Origin of the sequence: Pseudomonas sp. NPDC087185 (assembly GCF_044744955.1) — a bacterium.
Lineage (GTDB): Bacteria > Pseudomonadota > Gammaproteobacteria > Pseudomonadales > Pseudomonadaceae > Aquipseudomonas.
This window is the reverse complement of the sequence record NZ_JBIUZK010000004.1, coordinates 284,896-309,317: the sequence shown is the minus strand read 5'-3', so window position 1 is coordinate 309,317 and position 24,422 is coordinate 284,896. Positions and strand designations below refer to the sequence as shown.

The 24,422-nt window shown below is 64.6% G+C and carries 18 protein-coding genes; 10 read left to right on the top strand and 8 right to left on the bottom strand.

Annotation, left to right across the window (positions count from 1 at the left end):
• Positions 1-4: 4 nt before the first annotated feature.
• Positions 5-1,495, top strand: a complete 1,491-nt coding sequence (locus ACIPIJ_RS15985; protein ID WP_401078142.1) for a YifB family Mg chelatase-like AAA ATPase — start codon at positions 5-7, stop codon at positions 1,493-1,495.
• On the opposite strand, the gene ACIPIJ_RS15980 is transcribed toward ACIPIJ_RS15985, so the two are convergent.
• Positions 1,492-1,911: a DoxX family protein gene (locus ACIPIJ_RS15980; protein WP_401078139.1), complete on the bottom strand. Its 420-nt coding sequence runs from the start codon at positions 1,909-1,911 to the stop codon at positions 1,492-1,494. The genes ACIPIJ_RS15985 and ACIPIJ_RS15980 overlap by 4 nt on opposite strands.
• Positions 1,912-2,185: 274 nt before the next feature.
• On the opposite strand from ACIPIJ_RS15980, the gene ACIPIJ_RS15975 reads away from it, so the two are divergent.
• Positions 2,186-3,487, top strand: a complete 1,302-nt coding sequence (locus tag ACIPIJ_RS15975; protein WP_401078137.1) for an Nramp family divalent metal transporter — start codon at positions 2,186-2,188, stop codon at positions 3,485-3,487.
• 61 nt (positions 3,488-3,548) lie between these two features.
• On the opposite strand, the gene ACIPIJ_RS15970 is transcribed toward ACIPIJ_RS15975, so the two are convergent.
• Together ACIPIJ_RS15970 and ACIPIJ_RS15965 are read right to left on the bottom strand one after the other, a co-directional pair.
• Positions 3,549-3,914: a response regulator transcription factor gene (locus ACIPIJ_RS15970; RefSeq protein ID WP_401078134.1), complete on the bottom strand. Its 366-nt coding sequence runs from the start codon at positions 3,912-3,914 to the stop codon at positions 3,549-3,551.
• Complete coding sequence (locus ACIPIJ_RS15965; protein ID WP_401078131.1) at positions 3,911-4,903, bottom strand: response regulator; 993 nt, start codon at positions 4,901-4,903, stop codon at positions 3,911-3,913. The genes ACIPIJ_RS15970 and ACIPIJ_RS15965 overlap by 4 nt, the downstream gene beginning before the upstream one ends.
• 237 nt (positions 4,904-5,140) lie before the next feature.
• Here ACIPIJ_RS15965 and ACIPIJ_RS15960 point away from each other — a divergent pair, with 237 nt between their 5' ends.
• A complete protein-coding gene (locus ACIPIJ_RS15960) occupies positions 5,141-10,201 on the top strand; it encodes an AAA family ATPase (protein WP_401078128.1) in 5,061 nt (1,686 codons plus the stop codon).
• Positions 10,202-10,263: 62 nt separating this feature from the next.
• On the opposite strand, the gene ycaC (ACIPIJ_RS15955) is transcribed toward ACIPIJ_RS15960, so the two are convergent.
• Entirely contained in the window at positions 10,264-10,890 is a 627-nt protein-coding gene (gene ycaC / locus ACIPIJ_RS15955) for an isochorismate family cysteine hydrolase YcaC (protein ID WP_033702238.1), read from the bottom strand.
• 74 nt (positions 10,891-10,964) lie between these two features.
• Positions 10,965-11,336, bottom strand: a complete 372-nt coding sequence (locus ACIPIJ_RS15950) for a helix-turn-helix domain-containing protein (protein WP_401078125.1) — start codon at positions 11,334-11,336, stop codon at positions 10,965-10,967.
• A gap of 179 nt (positions 11,337-11,515) precedes the next feature.
• Here ACIPIJ_RS15950 and ACIPIJ_RS15945 point away from each other — a divergent pair, with 179 nt between their 5' ends.
• From ACIPIJ_RS15945 to ACIPIJ_RS15935, 3 genes are all read left to right on the top strand, one after another.
• A complete protein-coding gene (locus ACIPIJ_RS15945) occupies positions 11,516-12,490 on the top strand; it encodes a GlxA family transcriptional regulator (RefSeq protein WP_401078122.1) in 975 nt (324 codons plus the stop codon).
• 188 nt (positions 12,491-12,678) lie between these two features.
• Positions 12,679-14,466, top strand: coding sequence for a monovalent cation:proton antiporter-2 (CPA2) family protein (locus ACIPIJ_RS15940; protein ID WP_401078119.1), 1,788 nt, complete (start codon positions 12,679-12,681; stop codon positions 14,464-14,466).
• A gap of 67 nt (positions 14,467-14,533) precedes the next feature.
• Positions 14,534-15,100 (top strand): PBECR2 nuclease fold domain-containing protein, encoded by a 567-nt coding sequence (locus tag ACIPIJ_RS15935; RefSeq protein WP_401078116.1) that lies wholly within the window; start codon positions 14,534-14,536, stop codon positions 15,098-15,100.
• 206 nt (positions 15,101-15,306) lie between these two features.
• Here ACIPIJ_RS15935 and ycaC (ACIPIJ_RS15930) read toward each other — a convergent pair whose 3' ends face one another.
• A complete protein-coding gene (gene ycaC / locus ACIPIJ_RS15930; protein WP_014592827.1) occupies positions 15,307-15,936 on the bottom strand; it encodes an isochorismate family cysteine hydrolase YcaC in 630 nt (209 codons plus the stop codon).
• Between the two features lie 135 nt (positions 15,937-16,071).
• Here ycaC (ACIPIJ_RS15930) and ACIPIJ_RS15925 point away from each other — a divergent pair, with 135 nt between their 5' ends.
• Complete coding sequence (locus tag ACIPIJ_RS15925) at positions 16,072-16,983, top strand: LysR substrate-binding domain-containing protein (protein WP_401078113.1); 912 nt, start codon at positions 16,072-16,074, stop codon at positions 16,981-16,983.
• Here ACIPIJ_RS15925 and ACIPIJ_RS15920 read toward each other — a convergent pair whose 3' ends face one another.
• A complete protein-coding gene (locus tag ACIPIJ_RS15920; RefSeq protein ID WP_401078110.1) occupies positions 16,984-18,171 on the bottom strand; it encodes a YbfB/YjiJ family MFS transporter in 1,188 nt (395 codons plus the stop codon).
• 129 nt (positions 18,172-18,300) lie between these two features.
• Between ACIPIJ_RS15920 and ACIPIJ_RS15915 the strand changes: the two genes are divergently transcribed.
• From ACIPIJ_RS15915 to ACIPIJ_RS15905, 3 genes are all read left to right on the top strand, one after another.
• Positions 18,301-19,158, top strand: a complete 858-nt coding sequence (locus tag ACIPIJ_RS15915; RefSeq protein ID WP_401078107.1) for a LysR family transcriptional regulator — start codon at positions 18,301-18,303, stop codon at positions 19,156-19,158.
• 83 nt (positions 19,159-19,241) lie between these two features.
• A complete protein-coding gene (locus ACIPIJ_RS15910) occupies positions 19,242-20,504 on the top strand; it encodes an OprD family porin (protein WP_401078104.1) in 1,263 nt (420 codons plus the stop codon).
• A 1-nt stretch (position 20,505) separates the two neighbouring features.
• Positions 20,506-22,104, top strand: coding sequence for an MFS transporter (locus ACIPIJ_RS15905; RefSeq protein WP_401078101.1), 1,599 nt, complete (start codon positions 20,506-20,508; stop codon positions 22,102-22,104).
• A gap of 105 nt (positions 22,105-22,209) precedes the next feature.
• Here ACIPIJ_RS15905 and ACIPIJ_RS15900 read toward each other — a convergent pair whose 3' ends face one another.
• Positions 22,210-24,051, bottom strand: a complete 1,842-nt coding sequence (locus tag ACIPIJ_RS15900) for an amidohydrolase (RefSeq protein WP_401078963.1) — start codon at positions 24,049-24,051, stop codon at positions 22,210-22,212.
• Between the last annotated feature and the right edge of the window lie 371 nt (positions 24,052-24,422).

Below are 24,422 nucleotides of genomic sequence, written 5' to 3'. Positions count from 1 at the left end.
GTCCATGTCCCTTGCCCTCGTCCACAGCCGCGCCCAGGTTGGCGTGCAGGCGCCTGCGGTCAGCGTCGAAACCCACCTGGCCAACGGCCTGCCCCACCTCACCCTGGTCGGCTTGCCGGAAACCACCGTCAAGGAAAGCAAGGACCGGGTGCGCAGCGCCATCGTCAACTCCGGGCTCAATTACCCGCAAAGGCGCATCACCCAGAACCTGGCACCGGCAGACCTGCCCAAGGATGGCGGCCGCTACGACCTGGCCATCGCCCTGGGGATTCTGGCCGCCGACGGCCAGGTGCCGGTGGCGGGCCTGGCCGACGTCGAATGCCTGGGCGAGCTGGCACTTTCCGGCGCATTGCGCCCAGTGCAAGGCGTACTGCCTGCCGCCTTGGCGGCACGCGAGGCAGGCCGGGCGCTGGTGGTCCCACGGGAAAACGCCGAGGAGGCGAGCCTGGCGGGCGGGCTGGTGGTGTATGCGGTGGGGCATTTGCTGGAGCTGGTCGCGCACCTCAACGGCCAAGTGCCGCTGTCGCCGTTTGCCGCCAACGGCCTGATCCTGCAAAGCCGGCCCTACCCTGATTTAAGCGAAGTACAGGGCCAGATCGCCGCCAAACGCGCCTTGCTTCTGGCTGCGGCCGGGGCACACAACCTGCTGTTTACCGGGCCACCGGGCACGGGCAAGACCCTGCTCGCCAGCCGCCTGCCCGGCCTGCTGCCGCCGCTGGATGAGCATGAGGCGCTGGAGGTGGCGGCCATCCAGTCAGTCAGCGGGCACACCCCTTTGAACAGCTGGCCGCAACGCCCCTTTCGCCACCCTCACCACTCGGCCTCCGGCCCGGCGCTGGTCGGCGGCAGCAGCCGGCCGCAGCCTGGCGAAATTACCCTGGCGCACCACGGTGTGCTGTTTCTGGACGAGTTGCCGGAGTTCGAACGCCGCGTACTTGAGGTGTTGCGCGAGCCGCTGGAGAGCGGCGAGATCGTGATTGCGCGGGCGCGGGACAAAGTGCGCTTTCCAGCGCGTTTCCAGCTGGTGGCGGCGATGAACCCCTGCCCCTGCGGTTATCTCGGCGACCCCACCGGCCGCTGCCGCTGCAGCACCGAGCAGATCCAGCGCTATCGCAACAAGCTGTCTGGCCCGCTGCTTGATCGCATCGACCTGCACCTGACCGTGGCGCGTGAAACCACCACCCTCAACAACCAGCCCAGCGGCGAGAGCAGTGCCGCTGTGGCGGTGCGGGTCGCCGAGGCCCGCGAGGTGCAACAACGGCGGCAAGGCTGTGCCAATGCATTTCTCGACCTTGAAGGCCTGCGCCGCCACTGCCGCCTGGAGGCGGCCGACCAGGCCTGGTTGGAAAGTGCCTGCGAACGCCTGACGCTGTCCTTGCGCGCCGCCCACCGGCTGTTGAAGGTGGCGCGCACGCTGGCCGACCTCGAAGGCGCCCGCTCGATTGCCCGGGCGCATCTGGCCGAGGCCTTGCAGTACAGGCCGGGTAGTCGTTAATGCCTGCGTTGCAGCCCGGCGAGCGAATACGCTCCAGGCCCGGTCAGCGCCAGCCCGCCATACAGTGCAATCAGCAACCAGGCGAACTGCCCCTGCTCCAAGGTCCAGTCCGGGTGCACCACCAGCAGCGCCACCAGCAACACCACCAGCACCGGCAAGCACGCGAGGCGTGCCGCAACCCCCAACATCAACAACACCGGGCAGACCACCTCGGCAAACACCGCCAGGCCCAACGTCAGCGGCGCCCCCAGGCCGAACGGGTCTTCGATGCGCTGCAACTCCGTGCTCCAGTTGAGCAGCTTGGGTAGCCCATGGACGAACAGCAGCAACAAGGCGGCCGTCACCCGCATGAACAGCAAGCCGCCGGCCGTGAGCTTGGGCGAATCGGGGCCGACAAGGGTAATCGGGCGTGGCATGGGAACATCTCGCTAGTCGATCGTCCCGCGAGCATCGCTCGAGCTGCGGGAAGATTGATTGCGCGGGTGTGCTGAGTTGCGATGAACGCAGGCCCCATCCTTTCTTCGATACTGGCAAATTCAGGGCACTTTCCCGCGGCACCGGTGACCACAAGCCCTGCACGCAAACCTGTAACACTTAGAAACACTTGCACACAAAATGTAGTTGTACGACATCCTATCTACTGTGTTCGACTGCGCTCGTTTCAACAAGAACAATAATCGGAGACATCCCATGTCGAGCATTCATTCGGCCGAGGGCAGCACTGCCGCACCCTCTCAAAGCCGCATCACACGGCTGATCAAACTGCTGGGCCCAGGTATCATCGCGGTGCTGTCCTGGCTTGGCGCAGGTGATCTGATAACTTCATCCGTAGCCGGCGCCAACTACGGTTACGCCATGATGTGGGTACTGGCCGTCTCGCTGCTGCTCAGGTACCTGATCGTCAACATCATCGCCCGATTCCAGCTGTGCAATAACCAGGGTATGACCATCCTCCAAGGCTACGCGCAACTGCACCCGGTGTTCGCCTGGTTCATGCTGGCCTATGCGCTGCTGATGGGGCACCTGATGAACGCCTACATGATCAAAGGCGCAGGCGAAGCGCTGGCGATGCTGCTGCGCATCGACTACCCGCTGCTGTGTTCGATCGCCGTGGTGCTGGCGGTGTGGATGCTGGTCGGGCGCAACATCTACGCGATGATCGAAGGCGTGATGAAGGTTCTGCTGGCGGTCATGACCTTGGCCTTCCTGGCGTTGGCGCTGATGTCCGGCCCGGATGTGGCGGGTATCGTCAAAGGTACCATCGGCTTCAGCATCCCGGCCGACGAAGGCGTGCACGGCGCGCTGCTGGTAGCGGTGTCGGTAATCGGCGCGGTGGCAGGTTCGGTGGCCAACTTCGTGCACCCCTACGTGATGCGCCAGAAAGGCTGGGTCGGCCCTCAGCACAAGCGCATCCAACGCAACGACCTGCTGTTCGCGGTATTCGTCGGCATCGTCATCAACCTGGCGATCTGGATCGTCGGCGCAGAAATCCTGCGGCCCAACGGCATTGAAGTGAAGACCCTCGGCGACCTGGGCAAGGCGCTGGAAATGTTCTTCGGCCCGATCGGCTGGTACATCTTCTTCATCGGCGTGTTCGCCACGCTGTTCGCCAGCATCTCCGGCAAGACCACGGCCTTCCCGATGCTCATCACCGATGCCTTCCAGCATGTGCGCCCTGAGCGGCGCGAGCGTTACGGCAAAGAGTTCCACAAGGACCCGATGCACAAGTGGTTCATGCTGTTCATCCTGGTCACACCGCTGGTCTGGTCCATCCCGGGCATGCCCGACTTCGTGACCCTGACCATTGGCGTCAGTGCGCTGAACATCATCGGCCTGCCCGTGATTTCCCTGGGCCTGCTGATCATGTCCAACCAGAAGTCGTTGCTCAGCAAGGAGTACCGCAACAACCTGTTCGAGAACATTGCGCTGGCGTTTGCCACCGGGTTGGCTCTGTGGGTGGCGTTCCAGCTGGGCATGGATCTGTTTGCCTGACGCCCGGGCGATGCGCCCCAAGCTGCCCCTTCGCGAAAGGGCAGCTTGGGGATAGCCGCCTTCAGCGGCTCGCCAAGGCCTCTTCCACCACCTTGAGCAACACCTCTTCACTGAACGGCTTGCCCAGGCAAGCCACCGCTCCCTGGCGCAGCGACGCTTCCACCGCCAGGTCGTCCCAATGCGCCGACATGCAGATCACCGGCAAGCGCCAGCCCAGCCGCGCCAGCTCACGCTGCACGTCCAGGCCGGCCAACCCAGGCATTTTCAGGTCCAGTAGCACACACCCCGCCAGCGGCGCCTGGTCCGACGCCAACAGCTCTTCCCCCGAGGCGAACAGCAGCGTGGCAAACCCGGCCGATCGCAACAGGTTGGCCAGGCTTTTACGTACCGACGCATCGTCGTCGACGATGCAAACCCCTCTGTTCATGCGGCGCCCTGGCCCTCGGCACGTGCTTCGATGAGGTGGTGCATGGCGACCAGTTCGACCAACGAGCGGGACTGCATCTTGTTCATGATGTTCTTCTTGTGCACCTTGGTCGTCACCTCGCTGGTGCCGATCTGCTTGGCAATCTGTTTGTGCGACAGGCCATCGACCACCAGCGAAAACACCTGGCGCTCACGCTGGGTAAGGCGCTGGTACTTTTCGTTTACCTGCCGCGCCTGGAGCCACTTGCGGCCATTCACCAAGGCGCGTGCGCGCACCGCAGCGAGCACCGCCAGCAGCTGGGCTTCGTCGAAAGGCTTGGTCAGGAACTCCACGGCGCCGGCGCGCATGGCCTGCACCGTCATGGGGATGGTGCCGTAGCCGGTCATGAAAATGATCGGCCAAGGCAGGTCGAGCCGCCGCAGGGCATCCTGCACCTCCAGGCCACTGGCTTCGGGCAGGTTCATGTCTAACAGCAGGCAAGCATAAGGCGTGTCGACCTGGCCTTCGAGCAGTTCCTCGGCCGAGGCATACAGCCGATGGGCGATATCTTGCGAGCGGAACAGCCGCCCTAGCGCGTTGCGCACCGACGGGTCGTCATCGACCACCAGCACCGGCACGCTGGCGACATCGCCCACCGGCTCGAAGGCCTCGGCCACCTCGCACAACGGCGACTTGGCCAGCGCCATGCACGGCACGTCGAGGCTGATCTCGGCGGCCAAGCGGTAGCCACGGCGTGGCACTGTCTGGATCAGCCCGGGGTTGCCGAAGGCCTTGCGCAACAGCGATACCTGCACCTGCAGGTTGTTGTCCTCGACCACCGTGCCGGCCCAGACCTGGCTGAACAGCTCGTCCTTGGCGACCACCCGCCCCTTGGCCTTGATCAACGTCGCCAGCACTTCGAACGCACGCCCACCCAACGGGATCGGCTTGCCGTCGAGCAAGGCTTCTCGCCGCTCCAGCGACACCTGGGCATTGCCTAATCGGATCATCAACGTCTCTCGCAGGCACGGGCGGTTGCGCGGCCTTGTGCAATCTAGGCCAGCGTACGCGTTCATACAATTATCCCGAGGGATAGGTTGGCCTTAGGATACAAGGGCCCGCCGCGCCCCTGGGGACCATAACGGTCAAGATGGTGCCCGTTACTGCCAAGCCGCCTGCACGCCGCGAGCCATACGGCCCCGCTGCGTATACTCGGGCGTCGGAATGTCGCTAGCAGGGGGTGCTTGATGCTCGATGAACGCCTTGCGCAAAGGCCCATCGATTTCGCTCAATCGATCGATGAAGGCTGGTTGAACCGGTGCGACATCACGCAACTGAGCCAGGAAGGTGACCTCACCTACTTCCGCCTGCGCGACCCGGTCACCCGGCAAGCCTGGTTGGCCGTTCGGGCGCCGGTCGAAGCCCCGGCCGCGTGCCAACGCCTGGAACGCGACTACCGCCTGCAGCTGGACCCGCACTGGGCGGTGGCCCCCTCGGCGTTTCTGCGCTCGGCCGAAGGCCCCTTGCTGGTATACCCGGCCGGACGCTCCATCGCCGACCTGATTGCCCAGGGCCGGGCGGCCATCGGGCCCTTTCTGGAGGTGGCGGTAAATGCCGCCAACGCCCTGGCCCTGGCGCACCAACGCAATATCCTGCATGGCGCCCTGGAACCCGAGCACGTGTGCATCCAGCACCCGCAGCGCGTGCGGCTGGGCGGCTTTCGCGCCGACAGTGCGCAGCGGGTCAGCGGGCCGGATGCGCCAAACAGCACCTGGTCGTACCTGGCACCGGAGCAGGTCTGCCCCCACGGCAGCAGCAGCGATCAACGCAGCGACATCTACGCGCTCGGCGCCATCCTGTATCAGCTTCTGCTGGGCGAGCTGCCGCTGAGCGGGCGTGACAAGCGGCACTGGCGCCAGCTGCATGCAGGCGTGCAGCCCCGGGCTGCCATCGACGTCGACGCCACGGTGCCGCTACCGCTCAGCCGCATGCTTGCCAAGGCATTGGCCAAAGAGCCCGACGCCCGATACCAGAGCGCCCGGGCCCTGGCCATCGACCTCGCCCATTGTCAGCAGCAGTGGGTGACGAAGCACGCCATTGAAGACTTCGAGCCGGGCTGCGCCGACAGCATCGCACCCAGCCGCGAACGCCTGTACGGGCGCAGCGCCGAGCTGAATGCCATTACCCTGTCGCTGAAGGCGTTGCGTCGCGCCAGCATGCCGCAGGCGCTGTTCATCAATGGAGCCACTGGCATGGGCAAGTCCAGCCTGGTGGACACCGCGCTGAAGGCCGGCGCCGACGGTTACTGGGCGGCGGGCAAGTGCAACAGCCTCGAACAAGCCGTGCCGTATGCACCCTGGATCGAAATCCTGCAGTCGCTGACCACTCAGCTGCTGGCCAAGAACAGCCAGGACCTGGATGCGCTGCGCCGCGAGATCCTGCGCCGCATCAAAGGCCGTGGCCGACTGCTGGGCAAGCTGGCCCCGGAGCTCAAGCTGATCATCGGCCCGCTGCCCGAACTGCCGGAAAAACCCACGCGCCTGGCCTTGCAGAAAGAGCTGCGGGCCATCGTTGAATTCCTCCACGTGTTCAGCCGCCCCGGGCACCCGCTGGCGTTGTTCCTCGACGACATGCAATGGGCCGACGATGCCACGCGGCACCTGCTGGCAGAGCTGTTCGCCAAGCCGCCGGGCAACCTGCTGCTGATCATCGCCCAACGAAACGACACGCGCCCCAACAGCGCCGCCATCAGCCCCCCGGCAGCCCTTCGCAGTACCACCTTGAACCTGCGCCCACTCCCTGTCGGCGCGGTGATGGAGCTGATTGGCGAGCGCTACCATGTGCTGCCCGAAGCGGCGTTGCAGGTCGCCGAACTGGTGCACGCCAAGACCGCCGGCAACCCGTTCTTCATCAATCAGATCCTCACTGCCATGGTCGAGGATCAGCTGTTCACCTTCGACACCCAGGCCATGCGCTGGACATGGTCGCTGGAAGCGGTGGCGCAGCACCGTTATGCCGACAACGTCGCCGACCTGATGGTCCAGCGCCTGGCACGCCTGCCAGCGGCACAGCGCGATGTGCTGCGCATCGCCAGCGCCGTGGGCAGCCGCTGCGACGAGCGCTTGCTGGAGTACCTCCTGGGCCAGCCTGCCGGGCATACCACCGAACCACTCAGGGCGTTGATGGCTGCGGGCTTTCTATTACCAGGGCAAAAGGACCTGGGCTTTGCCCATGACCGCGTGCAAGAAGCCGCTTACGAACTCACGCCCAAACGAGCGCGGGCGCTGCTGCACGGGCGCATTGCGCAGGCCATGCAGCACATTTGGCAACACGAGCCACGCGATACCGTATTCGCTATCGCCAACCAACTGCAACGCGCCAACCCACGAGCCTTTGCCGCCGATGACTGCGCGGCGTTCCTGGCATTGCTGCGCGAAGCCGCACAGCGCGCGCGCGACAATGGCGCGGTTGACCAGACCGCCGGCTACCTGAACACGGCCGACCACCTGCTGCGCCTTACGGCAGCACACGAAACCCATGCCCTGCATGCGTTCACCGTGGCCTGCATGGCGGCGGAGTGCGACATGCAGCGGTCGCGCATGCCGCAGGCCGAAGCGCGCATCATCGAATGTCGGCAACGGGCGCAATCGGCCCTGGATCAGGCCAGGGTATGCAGGCTGCAGGCGCGTTTATACACCTTGCGCGGCGACTACCAGGCCGCCGTCAACGCAGCAACCTCTGGCCTCGAGTTGTTAGGGATCAACCTCGCCCGGGGCACCGACCAGGCTCAAGTCCAGGCCAGCTATGCCCACGTGCAGGCCCTGATCGAGCAGAAAGGCCGTCACTGCCTTGAATCGTTGCCGCGCACCGACTCGGAAGAAGTGACGGTTGCCATCGGCCTGCTGGCAACGCTTTCATCCTCTTTTTTCGTGCAGGACGATATCGGCTTCCTGCACCTTGCCAAGCTCATGGAACTGTCGCTGATCCAGGGCGTTGCACCAGGCAGCACATACGGCATGGCCTGGTTCGGGGTGATGATCGCCGAGCGCTTCGGCGCTTACCACGACGGGCACGCCTATAGCCTGGCCGCACTGAAACTGATCGAGCGGCATGGCTTCGAAGGCGACCTGACCAGCGCCCTGCTCGCCCTCGACCAGGTCAGCGCCTGGACCTCGCCCATGGAGTTCGCCCGGCGTACCGCGCTGGAAGCGGTTGACTCCGGTCGTTTGAGCGGTGACTTGGCAATGAGTTGCTACGCCTGCAACCACCTGGTGTCGGACTCGCTATTCATGGGCCGCTACCTGCAGGATGTGGCCGATGAAGTGGCGCAAGGCCTGGCCACCGTGCGCCGTTGTGGCTACAGCGATGTCGAACAGATTCTGTTGGCCCAGCAGGGTTTCGTCGCCAACCTCAGCGGCCACCCCTTCCCGGGCTCGACCGTGGCGGTACAGTCGCGCACGACCCTGTTCTTCCAGCACCTGTTCAGCGGCATGTCGGCCTTCTACCTGGGCAACATCAAACAGGCCACGCGCAGCCTGGCCTGCGCCGGCGAACACGCCTGGGCGGCGCCCGCGCATATCAACCTGGCCGACTACCACCTGTTCCACGGCCTGACCCTGGGCAGCCCGGAAGCGCCCGGCAGCCTCGCCAGCAAACTGGCCACGCTGCAGGCCTTGCGCGAGCGCTTCGTGGGCTGGTCGAACTTCAACCCGGTGACTTTCCGCAACAAGTTGCTGCTGATCGAAGGGGTCATCGCCAAGCTCAATGGCGACGGCCTGGCCGCCATCCGCTGCTTCGACCAGGCGCAGATTGCAGCCACTGCGGCCGGCTTCATCCACGAACAAGCCCTGGCCCATGAACAGTTGGCAGAAGTGTGCATCCCCAGCGGGCTGATCTCGGGCGCCAACCTGCACCTGCGCATTGCCCGTGACTGCTTTCATATCTGGGGCGCGACCGGCAAGGTGCGCCAACTAGAGACCTTGCACCCGTTCCTGCGCACCCAGCCAGTACAGGAAACCCATCGGTCCTCCAGCCAGGCGCGCCTGGACCTGGAGGCCGGCATCGAGGCGGCTCGGGCACTGTCCGAAGAGGTGCTGCTGGAAGGGCTGATCGAGACGTTGATGGGCCACCTGACCCAGCATTCCGGTGCCGACCACGGCGCCCTGCTGATCGTCAGCGGCGCCGAGTTCCAGATGGCGGCGCTGGCCTACATCGACGACGCGGGCCTGCACGTGCGCATGGACAACTGCCAGAAATTCCTCACCCAGGCACCGCTGTCGATCATCAACGCCACCCTGCGCACCAAGAAACCCTTGGTACTCAACGATGCCCTCAGCGAATGCCCGGAGGCCTTCCGCCAGGAGCTGCAGGCACGCAATGCGCGCTCGGTGCTGTGCCTGCCGCTGGTGATCCAGGGGGTGCTGATCGGCCTGGTCTACCTGGAAAACCGCCTGGTGCCGAACCTGTTCGGCAGCCAGCGTCTGGCCATGCTGGAGATTCTCGCCTCGCAGGCGGCAGTGTCGCTGCAGACGGCCAAGTTCTACACCCGCCTGGCCGAAGACAACCAGACCCGTGCACAGATGGAGGCCGAACTGCGCCGCTCGCGGGCGGAGCTGGCCAGCAGTGCGCACCTGCAGGTGATGAACGAGCTGTCGGCGTCGATCGCCCACGAGATCAGCCAACCGCTGCTGGGCATCGCTTCCAATGCCGCCGCCAGCCTGCGCTGGCTCAAGCGTGAGCAACCCGACCTGACCGAGGCCATCGCCGGCCTGGAAGACATCCGCAACGACAGCGAACGCGCTGCCAACATCGTGCGCGCGCTGCGTTCGCTGGCCAAGCAATCGCCGATGCAGCTCAAGGCAGTGAAGCTGGACGAACAGCTCCAGCAGGTGGTGCGCCTGACCTCGGCGGATGCCGCCAAATGCAAGGTGAACGTGCAGACCGAGCTGCAAGCCGGCGTGAGCGTGAGGGCTGACCCGGTGCAGTTGCAGCAGCTGGTGTTCAACCTGATCACCAATGCGCTGGAGGCATTGACGGGGTATCGCAGTGATGGCTTGCTGCGGATTTCGTCCCAGGTGCTGGCAGACCGGGTGGAGATCTGCGTGGACGACAACGGGCCGGGGATTGCGCCGCAGGAGCGGGATCGGGTGTTCGGTGCGTTCTACACCACCAAGAGCGGTGGCTTGGGGATGGGGCTGGCGATCTGCAGTTCGGTGGTGCAGGCCCATGGTGGGCAATTGCAGGCGCAGGTTTCCGAGCTGGGGGGGTGCAGGATCCGGTTTACCCTGCCGGTGCACTTCGGTAGCTGATTTTTGCCCGTGCCGGCCCCTTCGCCGGGCAAGCCCGCGAAGTGGCCGGCGAAGTTGTCAGATCAACGCGCGCTCAACACCGCGTAGCTGTTCATCAGGTTGCGGTAGTTGGGGATGCGCTGCGACAGCAGGTTACCCAGCCCTTCTATGTCGTTGCGCCAGTCACGGTGCAGCTCACAGGCCACCGAGAACCAATTCATCATCTGCGCGCCCGCCTGGGTCATGCGCACCCACGCAGCCTGCTGCACGGTCTCGTTGAACGTACCCGAGGCATCGGTCACCACGAACACTTCGAAGCCCTCGGCCAGCGCCGACAGGGTCGGGAACGCCACGCACACATCGGTGACCACGCCCGCGATGATCAGCTGCTTGCGGCCGGTGGCCTTGATCGCCTTGACGAAGTCTTCGTTGTCCCAGGCGTTGATCTGGCCAGGGCGGGCAATGTACGGCGCGTCCGGGAACATCTCTTTCAGCTCCGGCACCAGCGGGCCGTTGGGGCCTTGCTCGAAGCTGGTGGTGAGGATGGTCGGCAGGCCGAAGAACTTGGCCAGGTCGCCCAGGGCCAGCACGTTGTTCTTGAATTCGTTGGGCGAGAAGTCCTGCACCAGCGAGATCAGACCAGTCTGGTGGTCGACCAGCAGGACCACGGCGTCGTCTTTGTTCAGGCGCTTGTAATCGGGTTGGCTCATGGGGGTGACTCCTTGGGTTGGGATAAGGGCCCCGGCACTGTCCCAAAGGGCTTATACCGAGGGATAAAAGCGTCTTAAGAAAATGCCTCTACACGCGCCGCCTGGCGCCAGGCCTTGGGCGGCTGGCCAACCATCCGGCTGAAAGCCCGGGTGAAATGGGCCTGGTCGCAAAAGCCGCATTCAAGGCTCACGTGGGTGATCGGCGCCTCGGTGGCCAGCAGGCGCTTAGCCTTCTCCATGCGCGCCAGCAGGCGCCAGGCCTGCGGCGACAGGCCGGTGTTGACCTTGAAGGCACGAGAGAAATGGCTGCGGGTGAGGTTGCATACCCCGGCAATCTCGATGATCGACAACGAACTGCGCAGCATCAGCTCCTTGGCCTGGCGCAGGCGCGCGGGGGTCAGCGCGCCGGGGGCATAAGGGGTGTCTTGGGGCGTCCCAGGGTTCATGGCGACTCTCCTGTTCAATGCCGAAAGTCTCGCCCCCGGCACATGACAAAGTCCTGAGCCAAACCTGAAGAGTTCTTAATTGTGCAGTGCTGGCCCCACCGCCCGCCCGATCCCTTAAGATGCACTTCGTATTCAGCTACAGGCCGCCGCGAGCGGCCCGCATTCAAGGCGAAAGAGGTATGCAGGAAAATCGCGCTCACCGAACTGTGGCCATGGTGCTGTTCAACGATGTGCTGTTGCTGGATGTCACCGGCCCCATGGACGCCTTCGCCATCGCCAACCGGTTTTTGCCCGAAGATCGGCATTACCGGCTGGTGACCGTGGCGCAAAGCCAAGGGCCGATTCGCGGCTCATCTGGCTTGAAGGTGTTGGCCGACCTGCGCCTGGAAGACCTGCCGGCCAACGTCGACCTGCTGTTGGTGCCGGGCGGCCCGGGTGCCTATGACGTTGCCCACCCCGAGCTGGAGCGCTGGCTGGCGCAAGCGGTGCACGGCGCCAAACGCTTCGGTGCCATCTGCACGGGTGTTTTCCTGCTGGGGCGGGCCGGGCTGCTCGGCGGCTACCGCTGCACCACCCACTGGAACTATGTGGAACGGCTGGCACGCGCGTTCCCCGAGGCAAAGGTCGAGACCGAGCAGATCTACGTGGTCGACCGCGACCTGATCACCTCTGGCGGCATCACCGCAGGCATCGACCTGGCGCTGGCCATCGTCGCCGAGGATCACGGCAAGGCGCTGGCCCTGGAAGTGGCCAAGGTGTTGCTGGTGGCCCGCCATCGCCAGGGCGGGCAGACGCCCTATGGCCCGCTGCTGGCGGCGGTGCCGCGCGATGGCTCGGCGACGGCACGAGTGCAGGCGTACATTGTCGACCATATCGACCAGGCCTTTACCGTACAGAAGATGGCCGACCTGGTGGCGATGAGTGCGCGCAATTTTGCCCGCACCTTTCAGCGCGAGGTGGGCATCACGCCGTTGCAGTACCTGCAGAATGCGCGGATCGACCAGGCGCGCAAGCTGCTCGAAGGCAGCGACTTGCCGCTGAAGGTGGTGGCGGCGCAGTGCGGGTTTGGCAGTGACCGGCATATGCGCAAAGTGTTCTGCGAGCGGATCGGCATGACGCCGGCGCAATATCGGGCGCAGTTTGGCGGCGGTTAACAGATAAACCTCAGCTGGCTGAGCTGGCCTCTGCGCGGGACAAGCCCGCGAAGGGGCAAGTGCTGGCTGTCACTTATTTCAGGACAATGTTTCTCCATTCGACCTGATTGTCTGGAACACCCGCAATCCCCAGAATTGTCCGCCACACTGTTCAAACGCTGCCCCGGCAGCTCATGGAGTACGAGCCAATGCCACACGAAGGCAGCCTTCTGCAAACCGCGGTGATCTTCTTGCTCGCGGCGGTCCTCGCCGTCCCTCTCGCCAAACGCCTGCAACTGGGTGCCGTGATCGGTTACCTGCTGGCCGGCGTGGCCATCGGCCCGCAGGCCCTGGGCCTGATCCGCGACACCGAAAGCGTGGCGCACATTTCCGAGCTGGGCGTGGTCCTGCTGCTGTTCATCATCGGCTTGGAGCTGTCGCCCAAACGCCTGTGGCTGATGCGCAAGTCGGTGTTCGGCGTGGGTACCGCGCAGGTGCTGCTGACCGGCGCACTGATCGGCGCCATCGCCCTGTTCGGCTTTGACCAGTCGCTGCCGGCAGCTATCGTGGTCGGCCTGGGCCTGGCGCTGTCGTCCACCGCCCTCGGCCTGCAGAGCCTGGCCGAAAACAAGCAGCTCAACGCCCCGCATGGCCGCCTGGCGTTCGCCATTCTGCTGTTCCAGGACATCGCCGCGATCCCGCTGATTGCGCTGGTGCCATTGCTGGCCGCCAGCGGTCCGGACACCAGCCATGGCGACAGCCTGGAGCATGGCCTGAACGTGTTCGCCAGCATCGCCGTGGTGATCGTCGGCGGCCGCTACCTGCTGCGCCCGGTGTTCCGCATCGTGGCGCGCACCGGCCTGCCGGAAGTGTCCACCGCCACCGCGCTGCTGGTGGTGATCGGCACCGCCTGGCTGATGGAGGAAGCCGGCATCTCCATGGCGTTGGGCGCCTTCCTGGCTGGCCTGCTGCTGGCCGATTCGGAGTACCGGCACGAGCTGGAGTCACAGATCGAACCGTTCAAAGGGCTGCTGTTGGGGCTGTTCTTCATGAGCGTGGGCATGGGCGCCAACTTGAGCCTGCTGCTGGAAATGCCGCTGGTGCTGCTGGGCCTGACCCTGCTGCTGGTGGCGGTAAAGCTGGCGTTGCTGATTGGCGTCGGCCGCCTGGCCGGTGGCCTGAACAGCGCCAGCGCGCTGCGCCTGGGGATGGTGCTGGCCGCCGGTGGCGAGTTCGCCTTCGTGGTGTTCAAGCTGGGCAAGGACCAGGGCCTGTTCGATACCCAGACCTACGACCTGCTGCTGATGACCATCACCCTGTCGATGGCCATCACCCCGCTGCTGATGCTCGGCTGTGCCCGCGCCCTCAAGCGCCCGCAACCGGCGCGTGAAGTGCCCGAGCACTACAAACGCATCGATGCCGACACCCCGCGCGTGGTGATCGTCGGCATGGGCCGCATGGGGCAGATCGTGTCGCGCATCCTGCGTGCGCAGAAGATCCCCTTCGTCGCCTTGGAAACCTCGGTGGATGCCATCGAGATGACCCGCATGTTCGAACAGGCCCCGGTGTTCTACGGCGACCCGCTGCGCCCCGAGGTGCTGCATGCGGCCAAGGTCGGCGAGGCCGAGTACTTCGTGATCACCACCGACGACCCGGAAGTCACCACGCGCACGGCGGAACGGGTCAAGCGCCTGTACCCGCACCTGAAAGTGCTGGCCCGCGCGCGCAACCGCCAGCATGTGCACAAGCTGGTGGACGTGGGTGCCGAGCCAATTCGCGAGACGTTCTATTCAAGCCTGGAAATGACCCGCCGTGCCCTGGTCGGCTTGGGGCTGAGCAGTGAACAGGCGGCGGACCGCATCGAGCGGTTTGCCCAGCATGACGAGGAAGTGCTGGAGGCGCAGGGACAGGTGCGCGATGACCGGGCCAAGGTGATGCAGACGGCCAAGGAGGCGCGCGTGGAGTTGGAGCGGTTGTTTGATTCGGATGCGGATTGAGGAAGGTACATCGAAACAGCAAGAGGGCTTAGGCCCTCTTTTTTTTGGCCTCGAAGCCAGGTATCCATTGAGCGCCAACAACCCTACCGCGAAAGTAGCCGAGAAGAGAGGCCAGAATACCTGGCAGGACGAGCAACTGCCCGACCTAAGAACGCATGCTCGTGAAATGCGTATCCAACCCATCGAAGAATTATCCGCTGCCGTATCGCACGATGCCGCAATGAAGCTTGCTGCAATCCATCTGGGTTTGAGCAATGCAATGGTTAACTCGGTAACCGTCGCTACCCCAATGGGCGTCATCCGGGTTCAGCGCAGCTGTATCCATCACATCGTCGAGAAACGACAAGACGCTAGGGAGCGCTATGTGAAAGTAGCGCTGGATACATTAACCGGGCCGTTCGAGGTGTGGGAGGTCGCTTACACTAATGAGGCGTTTAGGTTGGCCTTCATAGGCGTCTTCGAGACCAAGCGGCAGATGCTGGTGGTCGTAACACTCCACAACGGCGATGCTGTGGCATTTCATGCAGTGCGATGCAAAGGCGCTGAACAAGCATCGCCATGGGAAACGGCTCTACAAGCGATACTGTTTTCTGCCGAGCAAAGAAAAGGGCCACTGTCACCAGTGGCCCTGTAATCATGCTTGATATTCATATACACACCCTCAAGCCAGGGTGTGGAGGTTTCACCCGACGTTGATGATCCAGCCATCGACGGGGCTCCTACGCCAGCTATTGCCGCTGAATAGCAGCTGGTTTCGCGCTCAGGTGAAACGCTTGCAACACTAATGGATCAAGTCAAAGATGGCCCCCGTGCGGAAGCCATCCATCAAGTTACTTCGTATTACTTACCAGCAGTCAGCGCGTTGTAGCTGGTCATCAAGTTGCGGTAGTCCGGAATATGGTTGGAGCACAGCGCCGCCAACCCTTCGACATCATTGCGCCAGTCGCGGTGCAGCTCACAGGCCACGCCGAACCAGGTCATCAGCTGGGCACCCGCCTGGCTCATGCGGTCATGGGCGGCGTCGCGGGTCATTTCGTTGAAGGTGCCGGAAGCATCGGTCACCACGAACACCTCGAACTCTTCTTCAAGGGCGGCCAGAGCCGGGAAGGCGACGCACACTTCAGTGACCACACCGGCGATGATCAGCTGCTTCTTGCCGGTGGCTTTCACGGCCTTGACGAAGTCTTCGTTGTCCCAGGCGTTGATCTGGCCAGGGCGAGCGATGTACGGGGCGTCCGGGAACAGGGCTTTCAGCTCTGGGACCAGCGGGCCGTTGGGGCCTTGCTCGAAGCTGGTAGTCAGGATGGTGGGCAAGTTGAAGAACTTCGCCAGGTCAGCCAGGGCCAGTACGTTGTTCTTGAACTTGTCCGGCTCGATGTCGCGGACCAGCGACAGCAGGCCAGCCTGGTGGTCGACCAGCAGCACAGCGGCGTCGTCTTTGTTCAGGCGGTTGTAGGTGAATTTGCTCATGGTCTGTGCTCCTAAGGTTTATGAATTTTTCAGCAATCTGGGGTGTTTCGCGTTGATGGGCACAGATTAAAATCATCACGTTTAGAGCGGTAGACTGCGAAAATTGGCCTTAGCGTTCCACCTGGAGAACGATCATTGGAAGACCTCAACTCCCTCTACTACTTCACCCAGGTGGTCGAGCACGGTGGCTTCGCCCCGGCCGGGCGCGCACTGGACATGCCCAAGTCGAAACTCAGCCGACGCATCGCCGACCTTGAGGAGCGCCTGGGCGTGCGCCTGCTGCACCGCACCAGCCGGCACTGCTCGCTGACCGAGATCGGCCAGGCCTACTACAACCGTTGCCTGGCCATGCGTGTAGAGGCCGAGGGCGCGGCGGAAATCATCGAGCGCAACCGCAGCGAACCACGCGGTTTGGTGCGCATCAGTTGCCCGACCACCCTGCTCAACTCGTGGGTCGGGCCAATGCTCACCCGTTACATGCTCAAGTACCCGCAGGTGGAGCTGTTCATCGAGAGCACCAACCGCCGCGTCGACCTGCTGCATGAAGGCTTCGACGTGGCGCTGCGCGTGCGCTTCCCGCCGCTGGAGAACACCGACATGGTGATGAAGGTGCTGAGCAACAGTACCCAGTGCCTGGTGGGGCACCCGCAGTATCAGGCGCAACTGCCTGATGGCTTCGACCCGCAAGTGCTCGGCACGCTGCCCAGCGTGCATTGGGGCAGCGCCCAGCGTGAGTACCAGTGGGAGCTGTTCCAGGGCGAAGACATGAGCCGCAGCATCGTGATCCCCCACACACCGCGCATGGTCACCGATGACCTGTTTGCCCTGCGCCACTTCGTGGTGGCCGGGGTCGGTATCGCGCATTTGCCACGGGTGGCGGTGCGCGAGGACCTGGCCGAAGGGCGCTTGGTGGAGCTGCTGCCGGAATGGCACCCGCGTTGCGGCATCGTGCATGCGATCTTCCCGTCGCGGCGCGGGTTGTTGCCGTCGGTGCGTTCGCTGATCGATCACCTGGCGGAGGAATTCGCGATCAGCGACATGGCCTGATCAGGCCCGGGCAGCCACTGTGCGCGGCTCGCCCTTGAGCAACAGATCGGCCAGCAGCGCCAGCACGACCGCCCCGGCGGCGACGGCGAACAGCACGCCGTAATGGCCACCGCTGGCACTGAACAGCGCCGAGTAGGCATAACCGGCAACCGCCTGAAAGCTTGCGAACGACACCGTGGCGCGGCTCCAGGTTGCGTTCTGCCGGGCGTGGCCGTCGACCAGCTGATGCACCCGCGCCAAAGCCAGTGGCACGATGCCCGGCGGGAACGAGCCTATCAGCAGCGCGGCAGCCGCGAGCAGGCGCAAATCCTGGCTGCCCAGCAACACGCTCAAGGCGATCAATTGCGCCAGCAACACCAGGCGAATACCTGCCCGGGCCCCCAGGCGGTCGGCCAGTAACCCGTAAACCACCGGCCCGGCAATCGCCCCCAGGCCATACAAGCCCCAGATCAGCACACCGGCTTGGGTGCCCGCGCCCAGGCCGCGGCTGACGTAGTCCACCAGGAACATCATCGGTGCCACCAACGCTGTGGCCATCAAGGCGTATTGGCCAAACAGCACGATGATGGCCGGCGAGGCGCTGGCGTGCCGTGGCGCAGGGGCTGCCGGCTGCTGGCCGTGCTCCGCGGGCCAACCGGTCCAGCTGCTGGCTGTCAGCAGCAGCGATAACGCGGCGAGACCCAGCCAAGTCTGTTGCAAGCCCTTGCCCAGCAGCCACGGGACCAGGCTGGCAGCCCCGGCGATGCCCAGGCCAATGCCGAGGAAGATCGCGCCGCTGGCCAAGCCGCGGCGCGCTGCTGCCACGTGCGGCAGAATCACGCTGGCCGCCAGCACCATGATCACTCCGCCGGCAACGCCTGACACCAGCCGCCAGCCAAAGAACCAGCCAACCGACAACGGCCAGGCACACGCCAGAAAAGCCACGCTGACCAGCACCATCATGCCGCGCAGCACCGTCCGGCCACTGAAGCACACAGCCAGCGCCCTGCCGATCAGCGCGCCGAGCAGATAGCCCGCCAGATTGGCGGCCCCCAGATAGACCACTGCCGAACCGGTGAACCAATGGGCGTCGATGAGCGCCGGGATGAGCGGCGTGTAAGCGAATCGTGCCAGGCCGATGCCGACCAGGCTGGCACACAAGCCTGCCCAGATTGGCAGCCAGGGCGCACGTTGCCTTGAAGCATTCATGTTGTGTCCTTGCGCCGGAAGCGGCGCTTGTCGATGACGATAGGAAGAGCATAAAGTCGTCACACGATGAAATAACGCAGCGATTTTTCATCCAAGTCATGCATATTTGCATCACAGAGGACAGCCGTGATGAATTGGGACGACACCCGGGTATTCCTTGCCCTGTGCCGAGAACAGACCTTGCGCGCCGCCGCCCGCAGCCTGGGTGTGGACCAGGCAACCGTTGGCCGCAGGCTTCTGTCGCTGGAAACCGCGTTGAGCGCGACGCTGTTCCTACGAACCTCCAGCGGTTATGCCTTGACCAGCGCCGGGGAGGTGGCCATGCGCGCCGCCCTGGAAATGGAGGCCTGCGCCGCAGGCCTGCAACGGCAGATTCTCGGCCTGGATGAGCGTCTCAGTGGCGTGGTGAGGGTTACCACGACTGATTCGTTCGCCCTGGATTTCATCATCCCGGCAGTCGCTGGCCTGCGCCTTGAGCATCCGGGTATCGAAGTGCAGCTGCAGGCATCGACTCAGATGCTGAACCTCAGCAAACGCGAGGCCGATATCGCTGTGCGCACACACAAACCCGACAACCCCGAATTGGTGGTGCGCCGGTTAGCGCGTTGGCAGAGCGGCCTGTTCGCCTCGCGTGCGTACCTTGAGCGCTGTGGTGAACCGGTGCCGGGCAATGCTTTCGCCGGGCATGAACTGGTGCTCTATCAACCCTACCTGGACAGCGGCAAGGAAGTGACCCTGGCCGGCGAGCCCATCGCCCAGGGACGCATCGCCATGACCTGTACCTCGGGGTTGATGGTGCGCCGGGCGCTGGCCAGTGGTGTCGGGCTAGGTGAGTTGCCTGTACCTCTGGGCGAGCAGGATGGCCTGTGCAGGGTTTGGCCACAGCGCAAACCGTACGATATCTGGTTGGTGACCCACCAGGATGTCAGGCATACCGCACGGGTGCGGGTTGTGATCGACGCCATTGCCCAAGCCTTCTCGAGGTAGGCGCCCAGGCTATCCAGCACACCCTTACAAGACCCTGACCTGAGCTTGCCCCACAGTCCCGGATCATCCACACCGGAGCCCCCATGATCCGCGCCACCCACGGACCAGGCCGCGCCCTGCTCGCCACCCTCGCCCTCTGCCCGCTGATCAGCCAGGCGGAAGCACCCGGCTGGTCACTGCTCAGCCGCAACTACTTCCTGCACAGCGACTTCCGCTCACCCTCCGCCAGCGGCCAGAACTACCGCCAGGAATGGGCCCAGGGCTTCATCGGCGAAATCCGCTCAGGCTTTACCGAGGGCACGGTCGGTGTCGGCATCGACGCCCACGGTTTTCTTGGCGTCAAGCTCGACGGCGGCCGCGGCCATGCCGGTACCGGCCTGCTGCCACGCGACAGCGACGGCCGCGCCGAGTCCAACTATTCCAGCGCCGGCGCCGCCCTGAAGCTACGCCTGGGCAACACACAATTGCGCTACGGCGAAATGACGGTGGAAACCCCGGTGTTCGATACCGGTGACAAACGCCTGCACCCGGAATACGCCAGCGGCTGGCTGCTGGAGAACACCGCCCTGCCCGACTGGCGTTTGCAAGCCGGGCGCTTCACCGCGTTCAACAACCAGGACAACAGCTCGACCCACGACGACTTCAGCGGCTACGGCGCCACCACCCAGGGCCGCGCCATCAGCCTGGCCGGCGCCACCTTCGCCCCCGCGGGCCCGTTCGGCGGCGCGCTGTACGCCGGGCAGCTGCAGGACACCTGGCGCCAGGCCTACCTCAACCTGAACCTGGCCGAAGGCAACTGGCGCCTGGACGGCAACCTGTACCAGACCCGCGACACCGGCAGCGCCAGTGCCGGCGCCATCGACACGCTCGCCTACAGCCTTTCAGGCAAATACCGCCTGGGTGCCCAGGCCCTGACCCTGGCTTACCAGAAGATCGAGGGCGACACGCCGTTCGACTTCGTCGGCGGCGACTCCATCTACCTCGCCAACTCGATCAAGTACGCCGACTTCAACGGCCCCGGCGAGCGTTCGTGGCAACTGCGCTACGACCTGGACTTCGCCACCCTCGGCGTACCCGGCCTGAGCCTGATGGGCCGCTATGTCAGCGGCAGCGCCATCGACGGCACGCATGCCCCGGCAGGCGGCGCCTACACGGGCCAGCAGGGTCAGGGTGGGCGTCACTGGGAACGCGACATCGACCTGAAGTACGTGGTGCAGTCGGGCGCCGCCAAGGACCTCAGCCTGTCGTTCTCCCACGTCAGCCACCGCGCCAATGAAGCGCAGGCCGGTGACGACATCGACCGCATCTACCTGATCATCGAATACCCACTCAAAGGTAGCTTCTGACATGAGCACGTCCCTTTCAGGCGCCTGGAGCCCCCTGCGCAACACCACCTTCCGCATGCTGTGGATCGCCACCATCGCCTCCAACATCGGTACCTGGATGCACGAAGTCGGCGCTGGCTGGCTGATGACCACGCTGTCGGCCAGCCCGCTGCATGTGGCGCTGATCCAGGTGGCCGGCTCGCTGCCGATGTTCTTCCTGGCCTTGCCAGCGGGGGCGGCGGCGGACATCGTCGACAAGCGTCGCTACCTGTTGCTGGTGCAGCTGTGGATGTCGGCCGTGGCCGTGGTGCTCGCGGCGCTGACACTGTCAGGCTTGATGAATGTCACCCTGCTGCTGACGCTGACACTCGCCCTGGGCATCGGCACGGCCCTGATGATGCCGGCCTGGAGTGCACTCACGCCGGAGCTGGTGGGCAAGGAAGACCTGCCCAACGCGGTGGCCATTTCCAGCGTCGGCATCAACGTTTCCCGCGCCGTCGGCCCGGCCCTGGCCGGGGTGGTGGTGAGCCTGGTCGGCCCCTGGCTGACCTTCGCCCTGAATGCCGTGTCGTTCGCCGGGGTGATCCTGGTGCTGTTACTGTGGAAACGCGAAGTGCAGCAGCCGCTGCTGCCGGCCGAGCGCTTCGTCGGCGCCATGCGCACCGGCCTGCGTTTTGCGCGTAGCTCGAAGCCCTTGCAGGCCGTGCTGTTGCGGGCATTGGCGTTCTTCCTGTGTGCCAGTGCGGGCACCTCGCTGCTGCCGCTGATCGTACGGGGCGAGATGCATGGCACGGCAGCCGATTTCGGCCTGTTGCTGGCCGCGATCGGCATTGGCGCGGTGGCCGGTGCGACCGTGCTACCACGCCTGCGCGACCGCATCAGCCGCGACCGCCTGGTGATCCTTGCCAGCTTGCTGTACGCACTGTTCCTGCTGGCCCTGGCGCTGGTGCGCAACTTCTACGTGCTGCTGCCGGCGATGCTGCTCAGCGGCGCGGCGTGGATTGCCGTGCTGTCCAACCTGCAGGTAGCGGCGCAAACATCGGTGCCGGCCTGGGTGCGGGCCCGGGCGCTGTCGGTGTACATCCTGATCTTCTTCGGTGCGATGGCCATTGGCGGGCTGCTCTGGGGCAGCGTGGCCAGCCATGCGTCGATTACCTTGAGCCTGTTGCTGGCCGCAGCTGGCCTGGCATTGGCCACTTTGCTGACGTGCAGGGTGACGCTGCCGGAGACCGAAGCCGAGGAGCTGACCCCCTCGTTGCACTGGCCGGTCCCGGTATTGAGCGATGACCTGGACAAGGAAGCGGGGCCGGTGATGGTCACCGTCGAATACCACATCGCGCCGACCAAGGCCGAGGCCTTCCAGCAGGCCGCACGGGAGCTCGAAGCCATGCGCAAACGCAATGGTGCGTTGTCGTGGGGCTTGATGCGTGACAGTGCCGACCCGGCGTTGTGGTTGGAGTTCTTCTTCGAGGAGTCGTGGCTGGAGCATTTGCGCCATCACCATCGGGTGACTCGCGCTGAGCTGAAGATCGAGGCGCGGGTGAGGATGTTGCAGACCGATGGCGTGCCGGTGCGGATTCGGCATCTGTTGGCTGGGCAGGAGCACAAGCCTCAGCACTGATGCTGGCCTTTCTGGCCTCTTCGCGGGCTTGCCCGCGAAGAGGCCAGGACAGACAGAACAAGAAAGGGGGCCCATGACGGGCCCCCTTCTTCACATCAGCTCAGCTTAGAACGCGAAGCACGAGCAACCCAGCGCACCCCAGAAGCCCTGGTAGTCATTCACCGGCACACTCGAATGCCGCGCTTTCTCATGGCTGTGCGCATGCACCCCGCACGGCCCGCTACACTGGTGCACTGCCGCCGCCAGCGATGGCGTACCCACGCGCCAGTGCCCGGGCACCTTGGCCACCGGCGACCATTCCGGCAGCACCGGCACCTGCGGTGGGCCAAGCCTGTCGAACTCACCCGCGCCGTACACCACCTTGCCATCGACGAGGGTCAGCACCGACTCGATGCCCTTGATCGCTTCTTCTTCCACGCTGAAGAAGTCCAGCGACAGCGCCGCCAGGTCCGCCAGCTGGCCCACCTTGATCTGGCCCTTCTTGCCCTGCTCGCTGGAGAACCAGGCACTGCCCTGGGTGAACAGTTGCAGCGCGGTGTCGCGGCTCAGGCCTTCGGGGTAAAGCTCCATGCCGCCGACGGTCTTGCCGCTGACCAGCCAGTACAGCGAGGTCCACGGGTTGTAGCTGGACACACGGGTGGCGTCGGTGCCGGCACCGACCGGTACGCCCATCTCGAGCATGCGTTTGATCGGCGGGGTCTGCTCGGCGGCCTTGGCGCCGTAGCGGTCGACGAAATATTCACCCTGGAAGGCCATGCGGTCCTGAATGGCGATACCGCCGCCCAGCGCGCGCACGCGCTCGATATTGTGCGGGGTGATGGTCTCGGCGTGGTCGAAGAACCACGGCAGGCCATTGAATGGAATGTCGCGGTTGACCTTCTCGAACACGTCGAGCATGCGCGTGATCGATTCGTTGTAGGTGGCGTGCAGGCGGAACGGCCAGCGCTGCTCGACCAGGTGGCGCACCACCGGCTCCAGCTCTTCTTCCATGGTTTGCGGCAGGTCCGGGCGCGGCTCGAGGAAGTCCTCGAAGTCGGCGGCGGAGAACACCAGCATCTCACCGGCGCCGTTATGACGCAGGAAGTCGGTGCCGCTGTGCAGCTTGACGCTGGAGGTCCACTTCTTGAAGTCGTCCAGCTCTTCCTTGGGCTTCTGGGTGAACAGGTTGTAGGCAATGCGCACGGTCAGCTGGTTGTTGTCGGCCAGCTCCTGGATCACCGAGTAGTCGTCCGGGAAGTTCTGATAACCGCCGCCTGCGTCGATCGCGCTGGTCAGGCCCAGGCGGTTGAGCTCACGCATGAACTGGCGGGTCGAGTTGACCTGGTATTCCAACGGCAGCTTCGGCCCCTTGGCCAGGGTGGCGTAGAGGATCATCGCGTTGGGGCGGGCGATGAGCATGCCGGTCGGGTTGCCGAACTTGTCGCGCTGGATCTCGCCACCCGGCGGGTTCGGCGTGTCCTTGTTGTAGCCCACGGCCTTGAGTGCGGCGCGGTTGAGCAGTGCGCGGTCGTACAGGTGCAGGAGGAACACTGGGGTATCGGGCGCGGCCTGGTTGATTTCCTCCAGGGTCGGCATGCGTTTTTCGGCGAACTGGAACTCGTTCCAGCCACCGACCACGCGTACCCACTGCGGGGTTGGCGTGCGCGCGGCCTGGTCCTTGAGCATGCGCAGGGCGTCGGCCACCGACGGCACGCCTTCCCAACGCAGTTCCAGGTTGTAGTTCAGACCACCGCGGATCAGGTGCAGGTGCGAGTCGTTCAGGCCTGGGATCACCGTGCGCTGCTTGAGGTCGATGATCTGCGTGGCGGCGCCCTTGTGGGCCATGGCCTCGGCGTCGTTGCCCACGGCAATGAAGCGGCCATCCTTGATGGCGACAGCCGTTGCCGTGGGTTTTTCACGGTCGACCGTGTGCAGCTTGCCGTTGAACAGAATCAGGTCGGCGGTCATGGAACCTCCTTGGGTGGATGCGTGGGCGGAACCGGCAGCGCCGGTGAAGGGCAATGCGGACCAGAGCGCGCCGGCGGCACCGAGCACGGTGCTGGTGGCGAGGAACTGGCGACGGGTCTTGTCGTTGGGGTCCTGGGACATGGTCTTCTCCGTCTGGGTGCGGCGGCGGCAGGTGCAACTGCGAAGCATGCCGGTTCACGCCTGGTCAGGGATTGCATGGATGTGCGGTGGGTTGAAGAAGGTTAGCCCTGTTCACAGGTTGTGCTGGCAGGGCCGGCCGCTTCGCCGGCAAGCCGGCTCCCACGGGTACATCACAGGTCTCAAACGCTGTGTTGAACCCTGTGGGAGCGGGTTTCCCGCGAATGCCTCAC

What these genes read in the sequence shown, in the direction of transcription:
- ACIPIJ_RS15985 (WP_401078142.1), top strand. Translation starts at nt 5, where the DNA reads ATGTCCCTTGCCCTCGTCCACAGCCGCGCCCAGGTTGGCGTGCAGGCG.
- ACIPIJ_RS15980 (WP_401078139.1), bottom strand. Translation starts at nt 1,911, where the DNA reads ATGCCACGCCCGATTACCCTTGTCGGCCCCGATTCGCCCAAGCTCACG.
- ACIPIJ_RS15975 (WP_401078137.1), top strand. Translation starts at nt 2,186, where the DNA reads ATGTCGAGCATTCATTCGGCCGAGGGCAGCACTGCCGCACCCTCTCAA.
- ACIPIJ_RS15970 (WP_401078134.1), bottom strand. Translation starts at nt 3,914, where the DNA reads ATGAACAGAGGGGTTTGCATCGTCGACGACGATGCGTCGGTACGTAAA.
- ACIPIJ_RS15965 (WP_401078131.1), bottom strand. Translation starts at nt 4,903, where the DNA reads ATGATCCGATTAGGCAATGCCCAGGTGTCGCTGGAGCGGCGAGAAGCC.
- ACIPIJ_RS15960 (WP_401078128.1), top strand. Translation starts at nt 5,141, where the DNA reads ATGCTCGATGAACGCCTTGCGCAAAGGCCCATCGATTTCGCTCAATCG.
- ycaC (WP_033702238.1), bottom strand. Translation starts at nt 10,890, where the DNA reads ATGAGCCAACCCGATTACAAGCGCCTGAACAAAGACGACGCCGTGGTC.
- ACIPIJ_RS15950 (WP_401078125.1), bottom strand. Translation starts at nt 11,336, where the DNA reads ATGAACCCTGGGACGCCCCAAGACACCCCTTATGCCCCCGGCGCGCTG.
- ACIPIJ_RS15945 (WP_401078122.1), top strand. Translation starts at nt 11,516, where the DNA reads ATGCAGGAAAATCGCGCTCACCGAACTGTGGCCATGGTGCTGTTCAAC.
- ACIPIJ_RS15940 (WP_401078119.1), top strand. Translation starts at nt 12,679, where the DNA reads ATGCCACACGAAGGCAGCCTTCTGCAAACCGCGGTGATCTTCTTGCTC.
- ycaC (WP_014592827.1), bottom strand. Translation starts at nt 15,936, where the DNA reads ATGAGCAAATTCACCTACAACCGCCTGAACAAAGACGACGCCGCTGTG.
- ACIPIJ_RS15920 (WP_401078110.1), bottom strand. Translation starts at nt 18,171, where the DNA reads ATGAATGCTTCAAGGCAACGTGCGCCCTGGCTGCCAATCTGGGCAGGC.
- ACIPIJ_RS15915 (WP_401078107.1), top strand. Translation starts at nt 18,301, where the DNA reads ATGAATTGGGACGACACCCGGGTATTCCTTGCCCTGTGCCGAGAACAG.
- ACIPIJ_RS15910 (WP_401078104.1), top strand. Translation starts at nt 19,242, where the DNA reads ATGATCCGCGCCACCCACGGACCAGGCCGCGCCCTGCTCGCCACCCTC.
- ACIPIJ_RS15905 (WP_401078101.1), top strand. Translation starts at nt 20,506, where the DNA reads ATGAGCACGTCCCTTTCAGGCGCCTGGAGCCCCCTGCGCAACACCACC.
- ACIPIJ_RS15900 (WP_401078963.1), bottom strand. Translation starts at nt 24,051, where the DNA reads ATGACCGCCGACCTGATTCTGTTCAACGGCAAGCTGCACACGGTCGAC.